Origin of the sequence: Azospirillum oryzae (assembly GCF_008364795.1) — a bacterium.
GTDB classification, from domain to species: Bacteria; Pseudomonadota; Alphaproteobacteria; order Azospirillales; family Azospirillaceae; genus Azospirillum; species Azospirillum oryzae.
Genome location: NZ_VTTM01000002.1, coordinates 395,559 through 414,624 on the forward strand (window position 1 = coordinate 395,559; position 19,066 = coordinate 414,624).

Annotated in this window: 19 protein-coding genes and 1 pseudogene; 2 read left to right on the top strand and 18 right to left on the bottom strand. The window is 68.9% G+C overall.

The window, feature by feature from the left end; translation table 11 throughout:
- The first annotated feature begins 84 nt into the window (after positions 1-84).
- On the top strand, positions 85-285 hold the full coding sequence (locus tag FZ938_RS07820) for a hypothetical protein (protein ID WP_244560865.1): 201 nt from the start codon (positions 85-87) through the stop codon (positions 283-285).
- A gap of 35 nt (positions 286-320) precedes the next feature.
- Here the strand turns inward: FZ938_RS07820 and FZ938_RS07825 are convergent, their stop codons facing one another.
- From FZ938_RS07825 to FZ938_RS07840, 4 genes are all read right to left on the bottom strand, one after another.
- Positions 321-1,397: a hypothetical protein gene (locus FZ938_RS07825; protein WP_149198016.1), complete on the bottom strand. Its 1,077-nt coding sequence runs from the start codon at positions 1,395-1,397 to the stop codon at positions 321-323.
- A 173-nt stretch (positions 1,398-1,570) separates the two neighbouring features.
- Positions 1,571-1,792 carry a DUF1150 family protein gene (locus tag FZ938_RS07830; RefSeq protein WP_085090731.1) on the bottom strand — a complete coding sequence of 74 codons (222 nt, stop codon included), beginning with the start codon at positions 1,790-1,792 and terminating at the stop codon, positions 1,571-1,573.
- Between the two features lie 130 nt (positions 1,793-1,922).
- Complete coding sequence (locus FZ938_RS07835; RefSeq protein WP_149198017.1) at positions 1,923-2,399, bottom strand: Hsp20 family protein; 477 nt, start codon at positions 2,397-2,399, stop codon at positions 1,923-1,925.
- Between the two features lie 143 nt (positions 2,400-2,542).
- Positions 2,543-3,685 (bottom strand): NAD(P)/FAD-dependent oxidoreductase, encoded by a 1,143-nt coding sequence (locus tag FZ938_RS07840; protein WP_149198018.1) that lies wholly within the window; start codon positions 3,683-3,685, stop codon positions 2,543-2,545.
- A 240-nt stretch (positions 3,686-3,925) separates the two neighbouring features.
- Between FZ938_RS07840 and rpsD the strand changes: the two genes are divergently transcribed.
- The gene (gene rpsD / locus FZ938_RS07845) at positions 3,926-4,540 is read left to right on the top strand and encodes a 30S ribosomal protein S4 (protein ID WP_014248629.1); all 615 of its coding nucleotides are present in this window, start codon (positions 3,926-3,928) and stop codon (positions 4,538-4,540) included.
- A 100-nt stretch (positions 4,541-4,640) separates the two neighbouring features.
- Here the strand turns inward: rpsD and FZ938_RS07850 are convergent, their stop codons facing one another.
- From FZ938_RS07850 to FZ938_RS07915, 14 genes and pseudogenes are all read right to left on the bottom strand, one after another.
- Entirely contained in the window at positions 4,641-5,858 is a 1,218-nt protein-coding gene (locus FZ938_RS07850) for a PP2C family protein-serine/threonine phosphatase (protein ID WP_149198019.1), read from the bottom strand.
- Positions 5,855-7,117 carry a fused response regulator/phosphatase gene (locus FZ938_RS31335; protein ID WP_281399666.1) on the bottom strand — a complete coding sequence of 421 codons (1,263 nt, stop codon included), beginning with the start codon at positions 7,115-7,117 and terminating at the stop codon, positions 5,855-5,857. The genes FZ938_RS07850 and FZ938_RS31335 overlap by 4 nt, the downstream gene beginning before the upstream one ends.
- Positions 7,114-7,935 (bottom strand): ATP-binding protein, encoded by an 822-nt coding sequence (locus tag FZ938_RS07860; protein WP_246457716.1) that lies wholly within the window; start codon positions 7,933-7,935, stop codon positions 7,114-7,116. The genes FZ938_RS31335 and FZ938_RS07860 overlap by 4 nt, the downstream gene beginning before the upstream one ends.
- A 5-nt stretch (positions 7,936-7,940) precedes the next feature.
- Complete coding sequence (locus tag FZ938_RS07865; protein ID WP_085090120.1) at positions 7,941-8,246, bottom strand: STAS domain-containing protein; 306 nt, start codon at positions 8,244-8,246, stop codon at positions 7,941-7,943.
- Between the two features lie 53 nt (positions 8,247-8,299).
- Positions 8,300-8,980: pseudogene (locus tag FZ938_RS31505) on the bottom strand (methyl-accepting chemotaxis protein); the annotation flags it as partial.
- Between the two features lie 500 nt (positions 8,981-9,480).
- Positions 9,481-10,542: a protein-glutamate methylesterase/protein-glutamine glutaminase gene (locus FZ938_RS07875; protein WP_149198020.1), complete on the bottom strand. Its 1,062-nt coding sequence runs from the start codon at positions 10,540-10,542 to the stop codon at positions 9,481-9,483.
- 3 nt (positions 10,543-10,545) lie between these two features.
- Entirely contained in the window at positions 10,546-11,208 is a 663-nt protein-coding gene (locus tag FZ938_RS07880) for a chemotaxis protein (RefSeq protein ID WP_149198021.1), read from the bottom strand.
- A gap of 3 nt (positions 11,209-11,211) precedes the next feature.
- Positions 11,212-12,147, bottom strand: a complete 936-nt coding sequence (locus tag FZ938_RS07885; protein ID WP_149198022.1) for a CheR family methyltransferase — start codon at positions 12,145-12,147, stop codon at positions 11,212-11,214.
- A 19-nt stretch (positions 12,148-12,166) separates the two neighbouring features.
- Positions 12,167-14,746: a methyl-accepting chemotaxis protein gene (locus FZ938_RS07890; RefSeq protein ID WP_149198023.1), complete on the bottom strand. Its 2,580-nt coding sequence runs from the start codon at positions 14,744-14,746 to the stop codon at positions 12,167-12,169.
- Positions 14,747-14,816: 70 nt separating this feature from the next.
- On the bottom strand, positions 14,817-15,362 hold the full coding sequence (locus FZ938_RS07895; protein WP_149198024.1) for a chemotaxis protein CheW: 546 nt from the start codon (positions 15,360-15,362) through the stop codon (positions 14,817-14,819).
- A gap of 9 nt (positions 15,363-15,371) precedes the next feature.
- On the bottom strand, positions 15,372-17,672 hold the full coding sequence (locus FZ938_RS07900; RefSeq protein ID WP_149198025.1) for a chemotaxis protein CheA: 2,301 nt from the start codon (positions 17,670-17,672) through the stop codon (positions 15,372-15,374).
- Between the two features lie 33 nt (positions 17,673-17,705).
- On the bottom strand, positions 17,706-18,071 hold the full coding sequence (locus tag FZ938_RS07905) for a response regulator (protein ID WP_174757226.1): 366 nt from the start codon (positions 18,069-18,071) through the stop codon (positions 17,706-17,708).
- The gene (locus FZ938_RS07910; RefSeq protein ID WP_149198027.1) at positions 18,068-18,382 is read right to left on the bottom strand and encodes an STAS domain-containing protein; all 315 of its coding nucleotides are present in this window, start codon (positions 18,380-18,382) and stop codon (positions 18,068-18,070) included. Before FZ938_RS07910 ends, FZ938_RS07905 begins: the two co-directional genes overlap by 4 nt.
- Before the next feature lie 184 nt (positions 18,383-18,566).
- Complete coding sequence (locus tag FZ938_RS07915) at positions 18,567-19,058, bottom strand: RNA pyrophosphohydrolase (RefSeq protein WP_149198028.1); 492 nt, start codon at positions 19,056-19,058, stop codon at positions 18,567-18,569.
- Between the last annotated feature and the right edge of the window lie 8 nt (positions 19,059-19,066).

A 19,066-nucleotide genomic window follows, 5' to 3' on the forward strand; every position in this document is an offset into this window, starting at 1 on the left:
GGATTTCATGACGACGGGCGGGGGCGCGGGTCCAGAATGGCCTTGGTTCCAGGGCCCCCCGCCCATGCTGAAAGCCCGTCTGCCATGGTCGACACCACAGCCTGTCCCTATTGCGGGTCCGATTACGGGCATGGTCCCGACGACTGCCCGCTGTGCCGCTCCGCCCGACGCAAGGACCTGATCGTGCGATGCGTCATCGGGCTGATGTTCCTGATCCCGATCCTGACGCTGTTCGCCACCATCCTGCTGGACAACGGCATGGGGAAGATGCTGTCGATGGATTGAAGGCGTGTGGGGATCGAGTGGAGAGCGGCGGGCGCCTACAGGTGGCCGGTCCGCGCCGACTGTTCCAGCGCCTTGATGTGCGACAGGCCGGGCAGGATCTCCGACTTCACGAACTCCATGCGGCGGTTGGGGCCGCCGCCGCCGCGGGCGAAACGGTGCTTCCACAGGTTCATCTTCACCGCCAGGCCGCACAGCACCCCGCCGATAGTGACGTGGTGGGACGAGATCAATTCGCGGATCGACCGGAAGGTGTCGGCGTTGATGTCGCTCCAAAAATCCTTGGAGCGGTTGTCGAAGCTCTCGAACCGGCCGGTGATGGAGGTCGAGATGTCGGTCAGGTCGCGGGCGATGTCGTCGAGCATCCTGATCTGGCGCGGGTCGCGCTTGACCTCGGCGGAGCTGCGGATTTCGCCCATCCAGCCGACGAAGCGCTGCACCTCCGGCACGATCTCGTCCAGGCATTTGCGGAAATAGGCCAGCGACAGGAAGACGTCGCCGTATTCCTCCAGGAACTGCGGGATCTCGCCCAGGCCGATGTCCAGCCGGTCGGCCATCATGCGCAGGTTGCGCAGGGCCTCGTCCCGGTTGGGATTGGCGAACAGCTGGATGATGTCGGTCACATCGGCGACCTGCAACTCCTCCGTGCCATAGACATATTCCATCAGCGGCCGGGTGAAGACCCGCATGTAGCTGGTCAGCTCGGCCTTCTTGCGGTCGGACAGGGTCAGCGATTCGACGTTGTTGACGTCGATGTTCAGCCTCCGCAGCTCGATCCGCGAGGAATAGACGTCGAAGCTGGAAGCGGCGCCGATCTTCTCCAGCTTCACCAGATCGCGTTCGATCTCGTCCTTGTAGGATTCGAAATAGGCGGGGATGTGGCGGGGGGAGACTTGCCCGCTGCCGGTCTGGGCATCGCGGAACATCTCCACCACCGTCTGCAGGCGGACATTCTTGATCAGGCGCGCATGCTGCAGGCCGGGCGTTTCCAATGGGATCGCCGACAAGGGCAGGATGTGAAGGGAATCGCGCGCCTCGTCATCCCAGGCCCTGCGCTTTTCCGTGTCGGGAGCGGATTTCGCGTCCGCCGCCGTTTCGCTTGCCCCGCCGTCCAACCGACCGTCCCCCACTGCCTCTTCGCGTCTCGTCTCGGCGATTATCGCAGAGCGCACCTTACAACAGGAGTTAGGGCTGACAAGGATCGAGATGTGGCGATCGAGATGTGGCCGATTGCAGAGCAACCGGCCGGGGGCGCCCGCCGATGGCGGCGGCGCCCCGGCCAGACGGGTCAATGGACGCTGACCGGTTCCATGTCGTTCTGCACGATGGCGGCGAAGGCCAGATCGCGGTCGGCCACCACGCTCAGCGGCGTGCCGTCGGCGGCGTGGATGGCGAAGGCGGCGGTTCCGTCCATCTCGACCGGACGGACATAGGCGACGTCGCCCAGGCCGAAGCTGGCGAAATCCTGCGGCGACAGCTGGCGCAGCTGGGTGTGGGTATCGTTCATCATGATCGTGGTCTCCCGGCGGCTCCCCGTCATGGGCGGCCGCGCGTGCAGAGTGTCGGGGGTAGAGTGTCGGAGAACAGGGGTGAAGGCCGTGACCTGGATCAGACTTTCTGGCGATCAGACTTTCCGGCGATCAGTCGTCCCGGCCATCGGCGGACACGTCGATGGTGCGGGGCATCGCGCCGCCGGGGGCCTTCTTCGGCTGCTCGATCTTGATGGTGCGGACCTTCGGCTCCGGCATTGGGCGGGTCAGGTCGATGTTGAGCAGCCCGTTGTCGAGCGAGCAGCCCACCACCTCGATCCCCTCGGCCAGGACGAAGCTGCGCTGGAACTGCCGCGCGGCGATGCCGCGGTGCAGGTAGACGCGCGACTTGTCGTCGGTCTGGCGGCCGCGGATGACCAGCTGGTTGTCCTCGATCTGGACCGACAGGTCATCGGAGGTGAAGCCGGCCACGGCGAGCGTGATGCGCAGGCCGTCGTCGCCGATCTGCTCGATGTTGTAGGGGGGATAGCCTTCGGCCGAATTCTTGGCGATCCGGTCGAGCGTCCGCTCGAACTGGTCGAAGCCAAGCAGCAGCGGGCTGTTGAAGAGCGAAAGGCGAGTCGTCACGACGCATCCTCCTCACGACGGGAGCGAGTTGCGAAAGATGGGCCCGTTTCCGGCGCCCGGCGGGTCGGCGGCCCAGCATCGGCCGGCACCGCCATGCCTATAGATTGGGAGAGCCGAGGTCGCGGTCAAGAACCCTGTGAGCCTCAGGAATGGTTAAGAATTTCAGGCGCCTCGCCGAGCGCCACCGCCACCGCGTCGGCGATGGCCAGACAGGAGGTCAGACCGGGCGATTCGATGCCGAACAGGTTGACCAGACCGTCCACCCCATGGGTGTCCGGCCCCTGGATCAGGAAGTCGGCCTGCGGTTGCCCCGGCCCGCTCAGCTTCGGCCGCACGCCGGAATAGGCCGGCACCAGCGCGCCGTCCGGCAGACCCGGCCAATAGGCGCGCACCGCGCCGTAGAAGGAGTCGGCACGGGCGGGATCGACGGCGTAATCAACGCTGCCCTCCATATCGCCCAGCCATTCCACGTCGGGACCGAACCGGGCCTGTCCGGCGAGGTCCAGCGTCAGGTGCACGCCCAGCCCGCCCTCCACCGGCACCGGATAGACCAGCCGCGAGAAGGGGGAGCGGCCGGCGGCCAGCGCATAGTAGTTGCCCTTCGCCAGCACGCGCGGCGGCACATGGACGGCGTCCAGACCCTCCAGCCCGCGCGCCACGCCCCAGGCGCCCAAGCCCCCGGCGTTGACCAGGGTGGAGCAGGCGATGCGCATCGGCTCCGCCCCGCCGACCTCCAGTTCGAAGCCGGTGGCGGTGCGGTGCGAGCGCGTCAGCGGGCTCAGCAGCGCCAGCATCGCCCCGGCCTCCTCCGCGTCGCCCAGCAGGGCCAGCATCAGCCCGTGGCTGTCGATGATGCCGGTGGAGGGCGACAGCAGGGCGCCGACGGTGCGCAGGTTGGGCTCCCATGCCCGTGCGGTGGCGGCGTCGATCTCGGTCAGGTCGGTGACGCCGTTGGCGGCGGCCTGGGCGCGGATCGCCGCCAGCTTGGGCAACTGGTTCTCCTCCGTCGCGACGATCAGCTTGCCGACGCGGCGATGCTCGACCCCATGGGCGGCGCAATAGTCATAGAGCGCGTCGCGGCCGGGCACGCACAGCCGGGCGCGCAGGCTGCCGGTGGGGTAATAGATTCCGGCATGGATGACCTCGGAGTTGCGCGAGCTGGTGCCGGTGCCGATGGCGTCCGCCGCCTCCAGCACGATCACCTCGCGCCCGGCCCGTGCCAGCCGCCGCGCCACCGCCAGCCCGACCACGCCCGCCCCGACGACCACGCACTCCACCCGTTCCATCGCGCCATTCCTGCCTGCAGCTTGCGGTGCCGGGAAAGGGAGCGCAAAAGGATGGGAGGGCGCAAGAAGTTCCGGATATGCCGTCGGGCTTGACTCGGCGGCGCCAATGGGTATTGTGCGCGCCTTCACCTCCTGGGAAAGCGGGCGCGCGCAATCTTTGACGCCCCGTCCGCCGCCTGTAACAGGGCGGATGGAACTACCGGGACAACATCAACTCGTGTCCAACGAGGCCTGAGAGTTATGAGCAAGCGTCAAGAGTCCAAGTACAAGATCGACCGCCGCCTTGGCGTCAACCTGTGGGGCCGTGCCAAGAGCCCGCTGAACAAGCGCGAGTATGGCCCGGGCCAGCATGGCCAGCGCCGCAAGAAGCCGTCGGACTACGGTCTGCAGCTGATGGCCAAGCAGAAGCTGAAGGGCTATTACGGCAACATCGGCGAGAAGCAGTTCCGCCGTATCTATGCCGAGGCCGTCCGCCGCAAGGGCGACACCGGCGAGAACCTGGTCGGCCTGCTGGAGCGCCGTCTGGACGCGGTGGTCTACCGCATGAAGTTCGCGCCGACCCCGTTCGCCGCGCGTCAGCTGATCAACCACGGCCACATCCTGGTCAACGGCCGCCGCCTGAACATCGCGTCGGCCCGCATCAAGGACAACGACACCGTCGAGGTGCGCGCCAAGTCCAAGCAGATGGCGCTGATCCTGGAAGCCTCCGCTTCCGGCGAGCGTGACATCCCCGATTACCTGGAAGTCGACAGCAGCGCGCTGAAGGGCCGCTTCGTCCGCGCCCCGCTGCTGGCCGACGTTCCGTACCCGGTCCAGATGGAACCGAACCTGGTCATCGAGTTCTACTCGCGCTGATCGGTCGGCTCCCGCCGAACGCGAAAGGCCGCTCCCTCGGGAGCGGCCTTTTTGCTTTTCAGCTGGTCGCCTGCCAATGCGGTTCCTCCCGCATGCAGTGCTATTTCCGCCGCGTCAGCAGCAGCGCCGTCAGGTCGTCGTCGATGGGGCCGGTCGCGTTCAGGTCGCCGAGCAGGCCGGACAGCAGGGCGGCGTCGTCCGGCTCCTGCAGTCGGCGGGCGAACAGGGTGGCGAGGCCGTATTCGTCCAGAACCTCGTGGCTGTCCTCGCCGCCGATCGGGATCTCGATGGCGGCGTCGGAGTAGAGGAACAGGCGGGCGCCGGGCGGCATCGGCATCAGGCGGCTGTCGTAGCTGGCCGACGCCAGCAGGCCGAGCGGCAGGCCGCTGCCGTCGCCCAACCGCGGCGCCTCGTCGCCGGGATGCCACATCATTGGCGCCGTCGATCCGGCCGAGGCATAGTGGAACAGGCCGGCCGCCGGGTCGATCACGCCGGTCAGCATCGTCGCGAACTGGCCGCAGGGCAGCAGCCCGCACAGCCGGCGGTTCACGGCGGCCAGGAACTCCGCCGGGCTCAACTCCGTGCTGCCGATCTGGCGGCAGATGGCGTCCAGCCGGAAGGTGTTCAGCGCCGCACCGACGCCATGGCCGGAGAAATCAACCAGATAGATTGCCACCCGGCCATCCGGCAGCCGATTGATTCCCCAGAAATCGCCGCCCAGCTCTGACGAGGGGGCGAAATGGGTATGGATGGCGATGCCGGTCGCCGCCTCCAGCTCCGCCAGCCGGTCGGGGCCGGGCAGCATCCGGGCCTGCATGGCACGGGCCAGCTCCAGCTCGGCTTCCGTGCGGCCGTGATACTGCTGCAGGTCGCGCAGCATGGTGCGCTTGCGCAGATGGATGCGGACGCGGGCCAGCAGTTCCACCGCGTTGATCGGCTTGGTGACATAGTCGGTCGCCCCGGCGGCGAAGGCGCGGGCGCGATCCTCCGCCCGGTTCAGGCTTGACTGCACCAGGACCGGCAGCGATTTCCAGCGCGGATCGGCGCGCAGGCGCCGGCACATCTCGAACCCGTCCATCTGCGGCATCATCAGGTCGAGCAGCACGAGGTCGGGCTTGAACCGCTCGATCCGGACCAGGGCGTCGTGCCCGTCCTCCGCCTGTTCGATCAGGGTGATGCCGCCGCGTTCCAGCAATGCCAGCAGCAGATGGCGGTTGATGCGGTTGTCGTCGACGACCAGCACACGGGCGCCGGCCAGCCCGTCGAAGGCATCGCGCGTCTCTATCGGCAGCAGTCCGGGTGGCGGGGAACCGGTCATGGCGCCGTCTCCCGCTCGATCCACAGCAAGGTGTGGTCGTCGCCGCTGGCCTGGCCCAGGGCAAAGCCCAGCGAGCGGACCACCGCGTCGAAACCCTCGCCTTCCGCCACCGCGCGGGCGATCATCCAGCCAAGCCCGATTCCGGTCCCGCCGGCGTCCAGCGCTTCCAGCACCGCGACGGAGTAAAGCGCCAGCACGCCGCCGCGCGGCAGCTCCATCATTTCGCTGCGATAGCGGGTGCCGGGGGCGATGCCGATCGGCAGGCCGGTGGCCAGGCCGAAATGCGGCCCGCCGTCATCATCCAGGATCATCGGCGGGGCGCCGTCGGCCGAGGCGTGGATGAAGCGGCCGGCCCCGCCGTCCACCACCCCATAGGTCATGGTCGCCTTTTCCCCCGCTGCCAGAAGCCCGGCGGCGCGGTCGTTCAGCGCGGTCAGCAGGCCGGCGGCATCATGGCCGTGGATGGGCCCCAGCTCCTGCAGAAGGGTATGCAGGCGGAAGGCGTTCAGCGCCGCCGAAACCCCGCGGCCGGCGACATTCAGCAGATAGACGCCGAAGCGCCCTCCGCCGAGCGGCAGGAGCCCCCACAGGTCGCCGCCGAGATGGGGGGAGATCGCGCTGTGGGCCCGCAGGCGGCAGCCGGCGGCGGCGGCCACCGCGTCGCATTGCGCCGGGGTCGGCAGCAGGTGCTCATGCATCGACCGGGCGATGGACAGTTCCGCCTCCACCCGCGCCCGATAGGCCTGCAGGCGGCGGATCAGCACCCGGTCTTCCAGATGGATGCGCACGCGGGCCAGCAGTTCGGTGCGCTCCAGCGGCTTCGACACCAGATCCGTGGTGCCGGCGGCGAAGGCGCGGTTGCGGTCCTCGCCGGACGACAGCGCGGTCTGCACCAGGATCGGCAGGTCGGCGGTCTCCGGCATGGCGCGCAGGCGGCGGCAGACCTCGAACCCGTCCATTCCCGGCATCATGATGTCGAGGATCAGCAGGTCGGGGAGAGCGGCCTCGATCATCGCCAGAGCCTCCAGCCCGCTTGCGGCGAAGGAGACCCTGCGGAAGCCGGCTTCGGCCAGGAAGGCGCCGATCAGGGTGCGGTTGAAGGCGGTGTCGTCCACCACCAGGATCGGGCAATCGAGAATGGTGCAGTCGGGTTCCTGGCAGTCGCAGGCACGGCCGTCCGGTCGCTGCGGATCGGCAAACCCGTCCGGCGCCGCCGACACGGCCGCGCAGCCGGGGCTATGCCATCCCGCCGCGGTCACAGCCGGAACCTCAGGCGGATGCTGCGGCCGCCATTTCCGATCTCCAGCTCTTCGGCGATGTTGCCGATCAGGTCGAGGCCGCGGCCGGAGGCGCCGGAACTGATGCGCGGGCCGGGGGTGAAGCCGGCGCCTTCGTCGGTGACCTCCACCGTCGCCAGCGCGCGGTCATTCTGCGTCGGTCCATTCTGCGTCGGGCCATCTTCCGCAGGATCGATCCGCAACGCGATGATGATGCGCCGGGCGGCCAGGGTCGGGTCGGCCAGACGATCGCCCAGGTCGCGGGAAAAGCGTTCCAGTTCCTGCGCGCTCAGCTCCTTCATGCCGGCGACGCCCAGGTTGCCATGGACCAGCGCGTTGCTGACCGCCTCGTGCAGGGCCAGCTCCAGATCGTCGCGGCGGTCCCCGTCCAGCCGATGGCGCGCGTTCAGCGCGGCCAGCAGCCGCCCGCCGAGTTGGAGATCATGGGCGGTCGCGGTGGTCAGGTTGAGGTAGAGGTCGTTGCCCGTCGCTTCGGCGAGCAGCGGGACCAGCCCGGCGGCATCGCTGCCGTCCGGCGGCTCGATCCAGGCGGCGACCGGGGGAAGCCACAGCTCGTCGGCATCGCTGCCGGGGTCCGCTCCGGTCAGCAGGACAGCCAGCGCCGCCGGCCCGGCGGGCTCTGCAACCGGGGCCAGACCCAGAGCCTGAGCCAGCCGCCCAAGCCGTTCGGCCGGCATCCCCGGAGCCGCGAGGCCGGCGAAGCGGGTGCGGCATCCGACCGTCCCGGCCGCGCCCCGGGCCGCGCTGTCGGCCGCGCTCTGGGTCGTCCCGTCGCTCACCGGGATCAGTCCTCCATCGGAACGATCTTGGCGATCTGCGCCACGGTCAGCACCCGCTTCACCTGACCGGCGGCGCCCCGCAGAACGAATTGCTTGGCAGCGCGGTCCATCTCCTCCCGCGCGATCAGCAGCATGCCGATGCCGGCGGAATCGACGAACTCCAGCGACGACAGGTCGAGCACCTGGCGCTTGAGCTTGTTCTGCCCCATCTCGCCGATCAGGGTCCGCAACTTTGCATGGTCGTTGAATGTCAGGCGGCCGCGCAGGCGGACGACCGCCTCCTGATCGCGCACTTCTATGCCGTAATCCATGGCCCCGTCTTTCCGGAAAAGTGGTTCACTGTACAGGCGGCGGGCGCACCGCGCTAGAAGAGTTCAATATCACCGCCGGGGCCGCCTCCCCCTGCGGCATTGAGGTCGAGCACGCCGTTCTCGTCCAGCGCGGTGCCTTCCAGCAGCAATTTGCGGACGAAGCGCTCGCGCATCTCGCTGAGCGTGAATCGGCCCATCAGCTGGTTCAGCCATTCCTCCGGCTCCCGCGCGCCGATGCCGGCGGGCACCTGGGCGCGGATTTGGGTTTCCAGCTCTCCCAGCCCGGCGCCCATGATGGCGAGGCTGTCGTTGATCGCCTCGATCCGCTGCTTGGTCAGGTCCTGGAACTGCATGCCGGTGATGACATGGGCGATGGTGGCGGACATGTCGGACGACACCGATGCAGCCGTTTCCAGCACCGACTGGAAATGGTTGGTCTGCGCCACCAGGCTGTCCATCGTCTTGTCGACGCGCTCCTTGGCCAGCATCTGCGGCGACATGTCGGTGTTGGCGATCTGGCGCAGGATGTCATGGCCGTTGCGGACGCCCTTCACCACGGCGGTGACCTTGCTGCGCATGCGCTCGGCCAACTCGCCGGTGGAGCGGGAGAGGTGCCGCACCTCCTGCGCCACCACGGCGAAGGTGCGCCCGGCCTCGCCGGCGCGGCTGGCTTCGATGGTGGCGTTCAGCGCCAGGAAGTTGGTCTGGCGGTTGATGCCGTCGATGTCGCCGATCGACTTCTCCAGCTCGGCCACATCCTTCTGCACGTCGTCCAGCAGATAGACCATGCTCATGGCGTGGCGGGACAGGGTGACGATGTTGGTCACCATGTCGGTGATGACGTCCTGCATGCCGACGACCAGCGTGTCGAGCGGCACCCGTTCGCCGTCGATGTCGACCGACCCGGCCATGGCGACTATCTGGGCCACCCGCTCCGACTGTTCCAGCGCCTTCTGGGCCAGCTCGCGGAAACGGTCCGACAGGTCGAGGGTGGAAGCCTCCACATGGTTCGAGGTGCGCGTCAGTTCGCCCTGCACGACGTCAAGCGTGCGGCGCTGCACATCGGCGAAGCCGAGCCATGTCGACAGAAGCTCCGCAGTGACCGCGACCTTGGCGTTTCCGCCCTGGGAGTTGTCCGGCGTCGCGGGCACGGCATCGGTGGAAGCGGGGGTAAACATACTGGTGCTCCTTGGAAACTCTGCCCGGGGAAAACTTGCCCGGATGCCCGGTCGGATCAGGCGGTGCGGGGGCGCTCGCCGACGGCGTCGAAGGCGCGCAGCATTTCGGCGGGGATTTGGCCGAGCGGCAGTTCGACCGCGACCGCGCCGGCCTCCTTGGCGGCCCGCGGCATGCCATAGACGACGCAGCTCGATTCCTGCTCGCCGATGGTGAAGGCGCCGGCATCGAACATGGCTTTCATGCCGATGGCGCCGTCGCGGCCCATGCCGGACAGGATGACGCCGACCGCATTGCCGCCTGCCGCCTTGGCGACGGAGGCGAACAGCACGTCGACCGACGGCCGGTGGCCGCTGACCGCGGGGGTGTCCTGGATGTGGCAGACGAAGCCGGCGGTGTCGCGGACGATGGCGAGATGGCGGTCTCCGGGGGCGATCAGCACCTGCCCCTGGGCCGGCCGGTCGCCATGGGCGGCCACCCGGACGGTGGGCGCCGACAGCCGGTCCAGCCGCGCCGCGAAGCTGGGCACGTAGCTCGGCCCCATATGCTGGGTGATGACGATGGGCGGGCAATCGGCCGGCATGGCGGCCAGCACGTCGCGGATGCGCTCCACCCCGCCGGTCGAGGCGCCGATGGCGATCAGCCGCTTCCCCGACCCGGCGCGGCGCGGCGTCGGCAGGACGCCGTGCGCGGCGGCCGGACGGCGCATGGTCAGGCGCGCGGTGGCGGCGACGCGGATCTTGGAGACCAGTTCCATCGCCGTCGCCTCGAACCCGTGCCCGTCGGAGCCGCCGGGCTTGGCGACGCAGTCCACCGCCCCCAGTTCCAGCGCGCGGATGGCGGCGTCGGAGCCCTCGCGGGTCAGGGAGGAGACCATGATGACCGGCGTCGGCCGCAAGGTCATGATCTTCTCCAGGAAGGACAGCCCGTCCATCTTCGGCATCTCGACGTCCAGGGTGATGACGTCGGGGTTGGTGGCCTTGATGACCTCGCGCGCCTCGAAGGGGTCGCGGGCGACGCCGGCGACCTCCATCCCCGCCTCCCGGCTCAGGATGTCCTTCAGCATTTCGCGCATCAGGGCGCTGTCGTCGACGATGACGACACGGATCGGTCTGGGCATCGGTCAGCTCCCTCCCGGATCGGCGGGCGCGAACAGTTCGACCTCGCCTTCCTCGGGGGTCTGGCTCAGGTGGGTGATGAAGCGACGTTCGCGGGTGACGGTATCGGCCGCCGCCTCCGGCCGCAGCAGGCGCCGCAGCGCCCGGCCGCTGTGGGGGAAGTAATGCAGCCGCCGGGCGGAGCCGCCGCCCAGATCCTGGCCCGCCAGCATCAGCCCTTCCGTCCGCACGTAATCCAGGGCGAAACGGCCGTTCAGCCCGCCGATGTCGTAGCTCGACTCGATGACCCGGCCGCCGCCGAACAGCTTGACCTGCAGGCGCCGGCGTTCGGCCCCCGCCGCCAGCAGCGCGTTGATCAGCCGCTCCATCGCCACCGAGCCGTAGCGCGCGGCGACGCCGGCCCCCTCCAGTTCGCTCGCCGGCAGGTCGGGCAGCATGAAATGGTTCATGCCGCCGACGCCGCGCACCGGGTCGTGGATGCAGGCCGCCACGCAGGACCCCAGCGTCGTCGCGATCATCAGGTCGGGCCGGTTGCTGACCGCCTGCTGGCCCAGTGCGATCTTGACGGTGTCGACCTTGAATTCCTGGTTGAAGTAGCGCCCGCTGCCCAGACGGCGGGGGGATACGGCATGTGTGGAGTCGTGTCGGGGGAGGGGGGCGGCGTTCATCGCTCAGTCCCTCCGGTAGATCGTCGGACCGGCCTGCCGGAACAGGTTCGACACGCCATACAGGCTCTCCGAATGGCCAAGGAACAGATATCCGCCGGGGCGGAGCATCCGGGCGAAGTTTTCTATCACCTGCATCCGGCCGCGGCGGTCGAAATAGATCAGCACGTTGCGGCAAAAGATCGCGTCGAAGGGGCCGGACATCGGCCAATGTTCCAGCAGGTTCAGCGGCTTGACGGTGACGAGGCGCTTCAGTTCCTCGCCCATCGCCACCGCCGGTTCGCCGTCCAGCCTCGTGTCCTGGGTGAAGCGCTGGCGGATCTGTGGCGGGATGCCGGTGGCGCCCGACAGCGGATAGATGCCGCGCCGGGCGGTGTCCACCATGTGGGTGTCGATGTCGGTGGCGAGGATGCGGGCGTCCCAGCGGCGCAGATCGGCGCCCATGGTGGAGACCAGAACCATCGCCATGGTGTAGGGCTCCGGCCCCGACGAACAGCCGGCCGACCACAGCCGCAGGCGCGGCTTCGATTGATGGGCGTTCAGGTCCCGCACCTCCGGCAGGACGGTGGAGGCGAGGAAGTCGAAATGGTGCGATTCGCGGTAGAAGCTGGTCAGGTTGGTGGTCAGCGCATTGACCAGGAAGCCGATCTCGTCCGCCACCTCGTCGCTCTGCAGCAGGGCGCAGTAAACGTCGAAATCGGGCAGGCGCAACTCGCGCAGGCGCCGCGCCAGCCGGGCATAGACCATCTCGGCCTTGTGCGGGGCCAGCGCGATGCCGGCCAGCTGATAGAGCAGCCCGGCGATCAGGTCGAAATGGTGCCGCTCGAACCGGAACTCGCGCGCACCGCCGAAGACCGCGGCCGGTGGGGCGGCCGGTGTGGCGGCGGGGGAGCGCCGCAGCGTCGCGGGTTCGGTCGACAAGGCGGGCGAGCGGTCGGTCATCGCGGCACCGGTGGCGTCCTCAGGCGGACTTCAGGGAGGCGGACTGGCGGGAGGCGGACTGGCGGTCCAGGGTGAAGAAGGTCATCTGGCGGCGCAACTGGTCGGCCTGCTCCTCCAGCGAGCGGGCGGCGGCGGTGCTTTCCTCCACCAGGGCGGCGTTCTTCTGGGTCATCTCGTCCATCTGGGCGATGGCGATGTTGACCTCGTCCAGGCCGGACGCCTGCTCGGCGGTCGCCCGCGCGATCTCCGACACCAGATCTGCGACGCGGCCGATGCCCGACACGATCTCGGTCAGGGAGCTGCCGGCGGAGCGCACGAGGTCGACGCCGTCGCGCACCTGCCCGCCGCTGTCCATGATCAGCGCCTTGATCTCCTTCGACGCCTGGGCGGAACGCTGGGCGAGCTGCCGCACCTCCTGCGCCACCACGGCGAAGCCGCGCCCGGCGTCGCCGGCCCGCGCCGCCTCCACCGCCGCGTTCAAGGCCAGCAGGTTGGTCTGGAAGGCGATCTCGTCGATCACCCCGATGATGTCGGAGATCTTCTGCGACGACTGTTCGATCCGGCGCATCGCCTCCACCGCGCTGGTCGCCACGTCGCCGCCGCGCGAGGCCGCGCTGCGCGCCTCGGTGGCATAGCCGTTGACCTGCTGGGCGTTGTCGGCATTGGAGCGCACGGTGGCGGCGAGCTGTTCCATGCTGGCCGCGGTCTCCTCCAGCGAGGAGGCCTGCTGTTCGGTCCGTTCCGACAGATCCAGGCTGCCTTCCGCCACCTCGCGGCTGGCGACGGCGATGGAGCCGGCGGCCTGGTCGATGCGCTGGACGATCTCCGACAGGCGGGCGACCGTGCCGTTGAAATCGTCCTTCAGCCGCTGGAACACGCCTTCGTACTGCTTGTCGATGCGGCGGGTCAGGTCGCCCTGCGACAGCGCCTCCAGCACCGAGGCGAGTTCCTCGGTGACGGCGGCGATGTTCTCGGACAGCCGGTTGATGCCCTCGCTGACCAGCCGGAAGAAGCCGCTCTTGCCGTCCAGCGCGATGCGGTGGGTGAAGTCGCCGCGCACGGCATTCTCCACCATGGAACCGATCTCCGCCTCGATCGCCAGCTCCTCGGTCAGGTCGCGCCATTCGATGACGGTGCCCAGCCTCTCGCCCTGGCGGCTGACCACCGGGTTGGCGATGACCTGGAAGGTGCGGCCGCCGGTCTTGGCCCAGCCGCGGTGGGTCTGGGTCAGGTCGGCCAGCAGGCGGCGCTGGTGGCTGGGGTCGCGGTGGAAGACGTCGAAGTTGCGGCCGACCAGCGCGTTCGGGTCGAAGCCGGGCAGCGAGACGCGCAGATCCGCCTCGGCATGGCGGAACATCGCCATGATCGAATCGTTGGCGTAGAGGATGCGGCCGTCGACGTCCGCCATCATGATGTTGGCCGACACCCGTTCCAGCGCGATGCGGGAGCGCAGGGCCTCCACCGCCTCGTCCTTGAAGGCCGCGACGGCGCGGGCCATGTCGCCCAGCTCGTCCTGCTGGCCGGTGTGGGGGACGCTGACCGACAGCTTGCCTTCGGTCAGGTCGGCCATCACCCGGCGGATGCCGGTGACCGGCCCGATGATCGAGGCGGCGATGCGGTTGGCGGCGACGATGCCGATCACCAGCGACAGCAGCCCAAGACCCAGCGTCAGACGGATGGTGAAGGTGGCCTCGGTCTCGGCCTCGGCCTCCGTCACCTTGGCGCTGGCGGCGATGGACGCGACGATGGCGTCGATGGCGCGGTTGATCGCGGCGGCGGCGGCGGCGAGGTCGTCGGTCAGCCGCTTCGCCTCGTCGTTGGCGGCCATCGCGTCGCGGAAGGCGGCACGGTAATCGGCGGCGCGGGCGTCGATCTCGCGCAGGGCCGCCAGCAGGCCGCCATTGCTGCGGACCATGGACGACAGCCGGGCGATGCTTTCGCTCATCGCCTTGCCCACCGCCTCGACCTGCGCCGCGGCGGCGGCGTCGCGCAGGCCGATGGCGCGGTTGGCCTGGAAGCGGGTCATCAGCCAGCGGTTCTCCACCTCCTGCACACCGAAGGCGAAGTCCTTGTCGCCCGACGTCTCGGCGGCGGACACGATGTCCTCCAGCCGCTTGGTCACCTGGGCGCCCAGCGGGTCCATGCGCTCGTGCAGCAGGCTGTCGGCCCGTTCGCGCACGGCGCGCACCGCCTCGAACCGCTCATGGTAGGCGGTGTGCAGGCTGCCCAGTTCGGCGAAGGCGGCGGCCTGGGGCGAGCCCTTCAACTTGGCCTGCCGGGCCGCCATCGCCTGGTCGAACTCGCCGCGCAGGACGCGCAGCCGGTCCAGCGCCTCGGTCGAGCCGATGTTGATGTACTCGCGGGTCTGCAGCCGTTCGGCGGCCAGACGGCTTTCCAGGTCCTTGGCGAAGACGGCGAGGTCGCCCGACGCGATGACGCCGTCGACGCGGCGGTTCAGCCCGTCCAGCCCGTAGATGCCGGTGCCGGACTGGGCGGCGATCAGCACCAGCAGCAGGCCGAAGGCCAGCCACAGCCGCTTGGCGATGCGCATGTTGCTGAGGAAGGTGCCGGCCTTGGCGATCGTACCGTCGGTGGCCATCGGTGACGTTCCCTCTTTTTATTGTTTCTCGTTGCGGCTGGCCTACCGGAGGCTCGGCAGCCTGCCGCGGTCAGGTCGATTCCAGGGCGGCGCGAGGCATGGCGTCCTGATCGACATGCTCGCCCGCGAACAGCTTGCCCACATTCAGCAGGGTCACCATGCGGTTCTCGGCGGTGTAGAGGCCGCTGAGATACTCGGCGTCGATCAGCCCGCTGTCGACGTCGGGCGGCGGCTTGATCGCGTCATGGCCGATGGCCAGGATGTCGGAAATCGCGTCGACCAGGATGCCGCGCGTGCGCTCGCCCACCTGCATCACCACCACGACATGGCGCTTCGTCACCTGGGTCAGGCCGCCGCCGAAGCGGGCGCGCAGGTCGAAGATCGGGATGATGATGCCGCGCAGGTTGATGACGCCACGGACATAGTCGGGGAGATTCGGCAGGCGGCTTTCCGGCGTCCAGCCGCGGATTTCGCGCACGGCCAGGATGTTGACGCCATATTCCTCGCTGCCGACCGTGAAGGTCACATATTGCTCCTCCGTCCCGTTGGCGGCGGAGCCTGCGGCCGAAAGGTCGGTGCGGGAGCTGACGGGGGCGATTGCGGTGGAACTGCTCATCGCTGGGCCTCAAACCGTTTGGCGTTGACGCTGGGCGGACCTGTCCGCGGGGGCGGGCAGGGACGGGGGAGGGGTGGTGGCGGACGGGCCGGCGGGATCGCTGCCGGGGCCGTGGCGGCTCATTTCGCGCAGGCCCGCCACGTCCAGGATCAGGGCGACCCGGCCGTCGCCCAGGATGGTGGCGGCGGCGACGCCGTCCAGCCGGCGGAAGTTGGCTTCCAGGCTCTTGATGACGACCTGCTGCTGTCCCAGCACCTCGTCCACCACCAGGCCGAGGCGGGAGCCGTCCTCCGTCTCCACCAGCACGACCAGCCCCCTGGTGGCGTCGTCGATGGCCTTGGGGATGCCGAACAGCCGGTGCAGGTGGACCAGCCGCACATATTCGCCGCGCGCCATCATGACGTCGCATTTGTTGACCAGCCCATGCAGGTCGGCGGGCTTTGGCCGCAGGCTTTCCACGATGTTGGTCAGCGGCAGGACGAAACGCTCCTCCCCCACCGAGATCACCATGCCGTCCAGCACCGCCAGCGTCAGCGGCAGCGACAGGACGAAGCGCGAGCCCTCGCCCGGCGTCGAATAGACGCCGATGCGCCCGCCCAGGCTGGTGATGTTCCGCCGCACCACATCCATGCCGACACCGCGGCCGGACAGGTTCGACACCTGATCGGCGGTGGAGAAGCCGGGCAGGAAGATCAGGTTGTCGATCTCCTCGTCCGACAGGCTGGCTCCCGGCTGGACCAGCCCCTTCTCGATCGCCTTGGACAGCACCTTGGCGCGGTTGATGCCGCGGCCGTCGTCGGTCACCTCGATCACGATGCGGCCGGACCGGTGGGCGGCCGACAGATGCACGGTGCCGGCGCGCGGCTTGCCGATGCGCTCCCGCTCGTCGGGGCCTTCCAGCCCATGGTCGATGGAGTTGCGGATCATGTGGGTCAGCGGATCGACGAGGTTCTCCACCACCGTCTTGTCGACCTCCGTCGTCTCGCCCGAGGTGACCAGCATCACCTCCTTGCCGGTCATGGCGGCGCATTCACGCACCAGCCGCGGCATTCGCGAGAAGACGCTGGAGACGGGCTGGGCGCGGATCGACATCACGCTTTCGCGCAGTTCGCGGGTGTGCTGGGCGAGGCCTTCCAGACCTTCCAGCAGTTCCTGGAACTGGCCGGGCGGCAGGTCGCGCAGATGCTCTGCGATCATCGCCTGGGTGATGACCATCTCGCCGACCATGTTGACCAGCCGGTCGATCTTGTCGAGGTCGACGCGGATGGTGTGGGTGGTCGGCCCGGTATGGTCGCCGCCGCCGGTGCCGCCATTTGCCCGCTTGGCGCCGTCGCCGGGCTTCGCCGAGCCCGAAGTGGTGGCGGCCGGGGTCGCCGGCGGGGGTGGGGGAACGGCCGGTTCCGGCAGGTTGGCGGCGGTCGGGACGGGAGCCGCTTGAGGTGCCGGGGCGGGTTCCGCCGGCGCAATGATCGCGGGTGGCGGGGCTTCGGCGCTGATGCGGATGTCGCAGTCGTCGGCGACGAATTCGAACACGTCGTCGATCCGGGCGCGGTCGACCTGCGGGTCGGCCAGCAGCGTCACCGTCCAGGACAGGTGCAGCAGTTCGGCGTCGAGGTCGCGCAGCGACGGCAACTGGTCCAGATGGCAGACCACCTCCGCCTCGCCCAGCCGACGCAGGGCGCGCAGCATGTAGGTCGGTTCGTTGCCCGACAGCAGCAGTTCGGCCTTCGGGCGGAAGACGATGGTCCAGCGGACCTTGCCCTCCGGGACCGGGCCGGATGGCGCGGCGGTCGGGGGATCGTCGCGGGCGGCCTGGATGGCGGCCAGGGCGTCGCCGAAGATGCCGGCCTCGTCATCCTCGTCGTCGGGATAGAGCGTGGCGGGGGGCGGCGCTGCGGGCCCTTTCTCCGCCGCCGGCGCTTCGGCCTTGCCCAGGAAGCGGCGGAGCGCGGCGACGGTGTCGTCGGTGGTGCCGGCCGGCGCCTCCGTCTCGTCGGAGGCATGGGACAGCAGGCGCGCCAGCAGGTCGTTGGCGCGGATCAGCGTGTCGACCAGTTCGGTGGTGACCGGAATCTCGGCGTTGCGCACGCCGTCCATCACCGTTTCGAATTCATGGGCGAAGGCAACGAGATCGTTGAATCCGAAGGCGCCGCCGCCGCCCTTGATCGAATGGACGGCGCGGAAGATCGCGTTCACCTCGTCCATGTCGACCTCGCCGGGGGCGAGGCGCAGCAGCCCGGCCTCGGCGATGGCCAGCAATTCGGCGCTCTCGTCGAAGTAGGTCTGCTTGAAGCGGCTGAGATCGTCCACGGCTGTACCCCTTCCTTCGCTGACGGCTCGCGGTCAGCCGCAGACCTTCTGCACCACCGACACCAGCTTGTCGGGGTTGAAGGGCTTCACGATCCAGCCGGTGGCGCCGGCGGCGCGGCCCTCGGCCTTCTTGCTTTCGTCCGCTTCGGTGGTCAGCATCAGGATCGGCAGGGTGCGGTGGGCCGGAATGGCGCGCAGCCTGCGGATCAGGGTCAGCCCATCCATCACCGGCATGTTCAGGTCGGTGATGACCAGATCGACCTTGGTGGTGGCGATGGCGCTCATCGCCTGCTGGCCGTCGGCGGCCTCCACCACCTCATAGCCGGCACCGCGCAGGGTGAAGGACACCATGTCGCGCATGGTCCGCGAGTCATCCACCGTCATCACTTTCTTCTTCACGCACGCCTCCACTGCTTCAGCCAGCCGGCCAGCCCCAGATCCTCGCAGGCATCGGCGAGGACCTCCGACGGGCGCAGAATGGCGAAGGAATTTCCCTGTTCCGCCGCATCGCGGGCGGCGACGACCAGCGCCTGGACGCAGGCGACGCTGATGCGTTCCACCGCGTCCGCCTGGACGCCGACGTCCGCCGACGCCTTGAAGGCGGCGCGCAGGCTGTCGAGCAGAGGTTGCGCCATGGGCAAATCGAGGTCGCTCGGCAGGCCCAGGCGAATGCGCCCGTCATCCTCCTCCGTCCACTTGATCAGCGACACGCCACCCCTCCGTCCAATGCCGGCCCGCTCCTGCGCACTCCGGTTGCAGGAGCGACGTTGCCAGAAGGCGTCTCAAGGATTCGTTAAGCGGAAGTGGTGGACGGACCGGGCGTCGGGGGGAAGTTGGGGATAACCGCAGTCAAAATTGGGACATGCTGACGGAACCGGTGCAGGGGTATGCGGATCAGCCCTTTGCCCGCGCGATCAGTGGACGGAATTCCGCCAGCACCGATTCGTAGACCGGCCGTTTGAAGGCGACGATCAGGTCCGGCAATTCCTCGGCATCGATCCATTTCCAGGCGTCGAATTCCGGATGATCGGTGTCGAGCCGGATGTCGGTCTCGGTTCCCGTGAAGCGGGCCAGCATCCACATCTGCTCCTGCCCGCGCCAGCGGCCCTTCCACACCTTGCCCAGCAGGTCGTCGGGAAGGTCGTAACGGTGAGGGGCGGCGGTCATGGCGATGAACTCCGCCTTGGCGGTGCCGATCTCCTCCTCCAACTCGCGGAAGGCGGCGCTGCGGGCGTCCTCGCCGTCGTCGACGCCGCCCTGGGGCATCTGCCAGTCGGCCTCCGACCCGCAGCGCCGGGCGACGAACACCTCGCCGCGGTCGTTCAGCAGCATGATGCCGACGCAGGGGCGGTAGGGCAGGGCGTCACGGTCGATGGAGGCGGTCATGCCGGGAG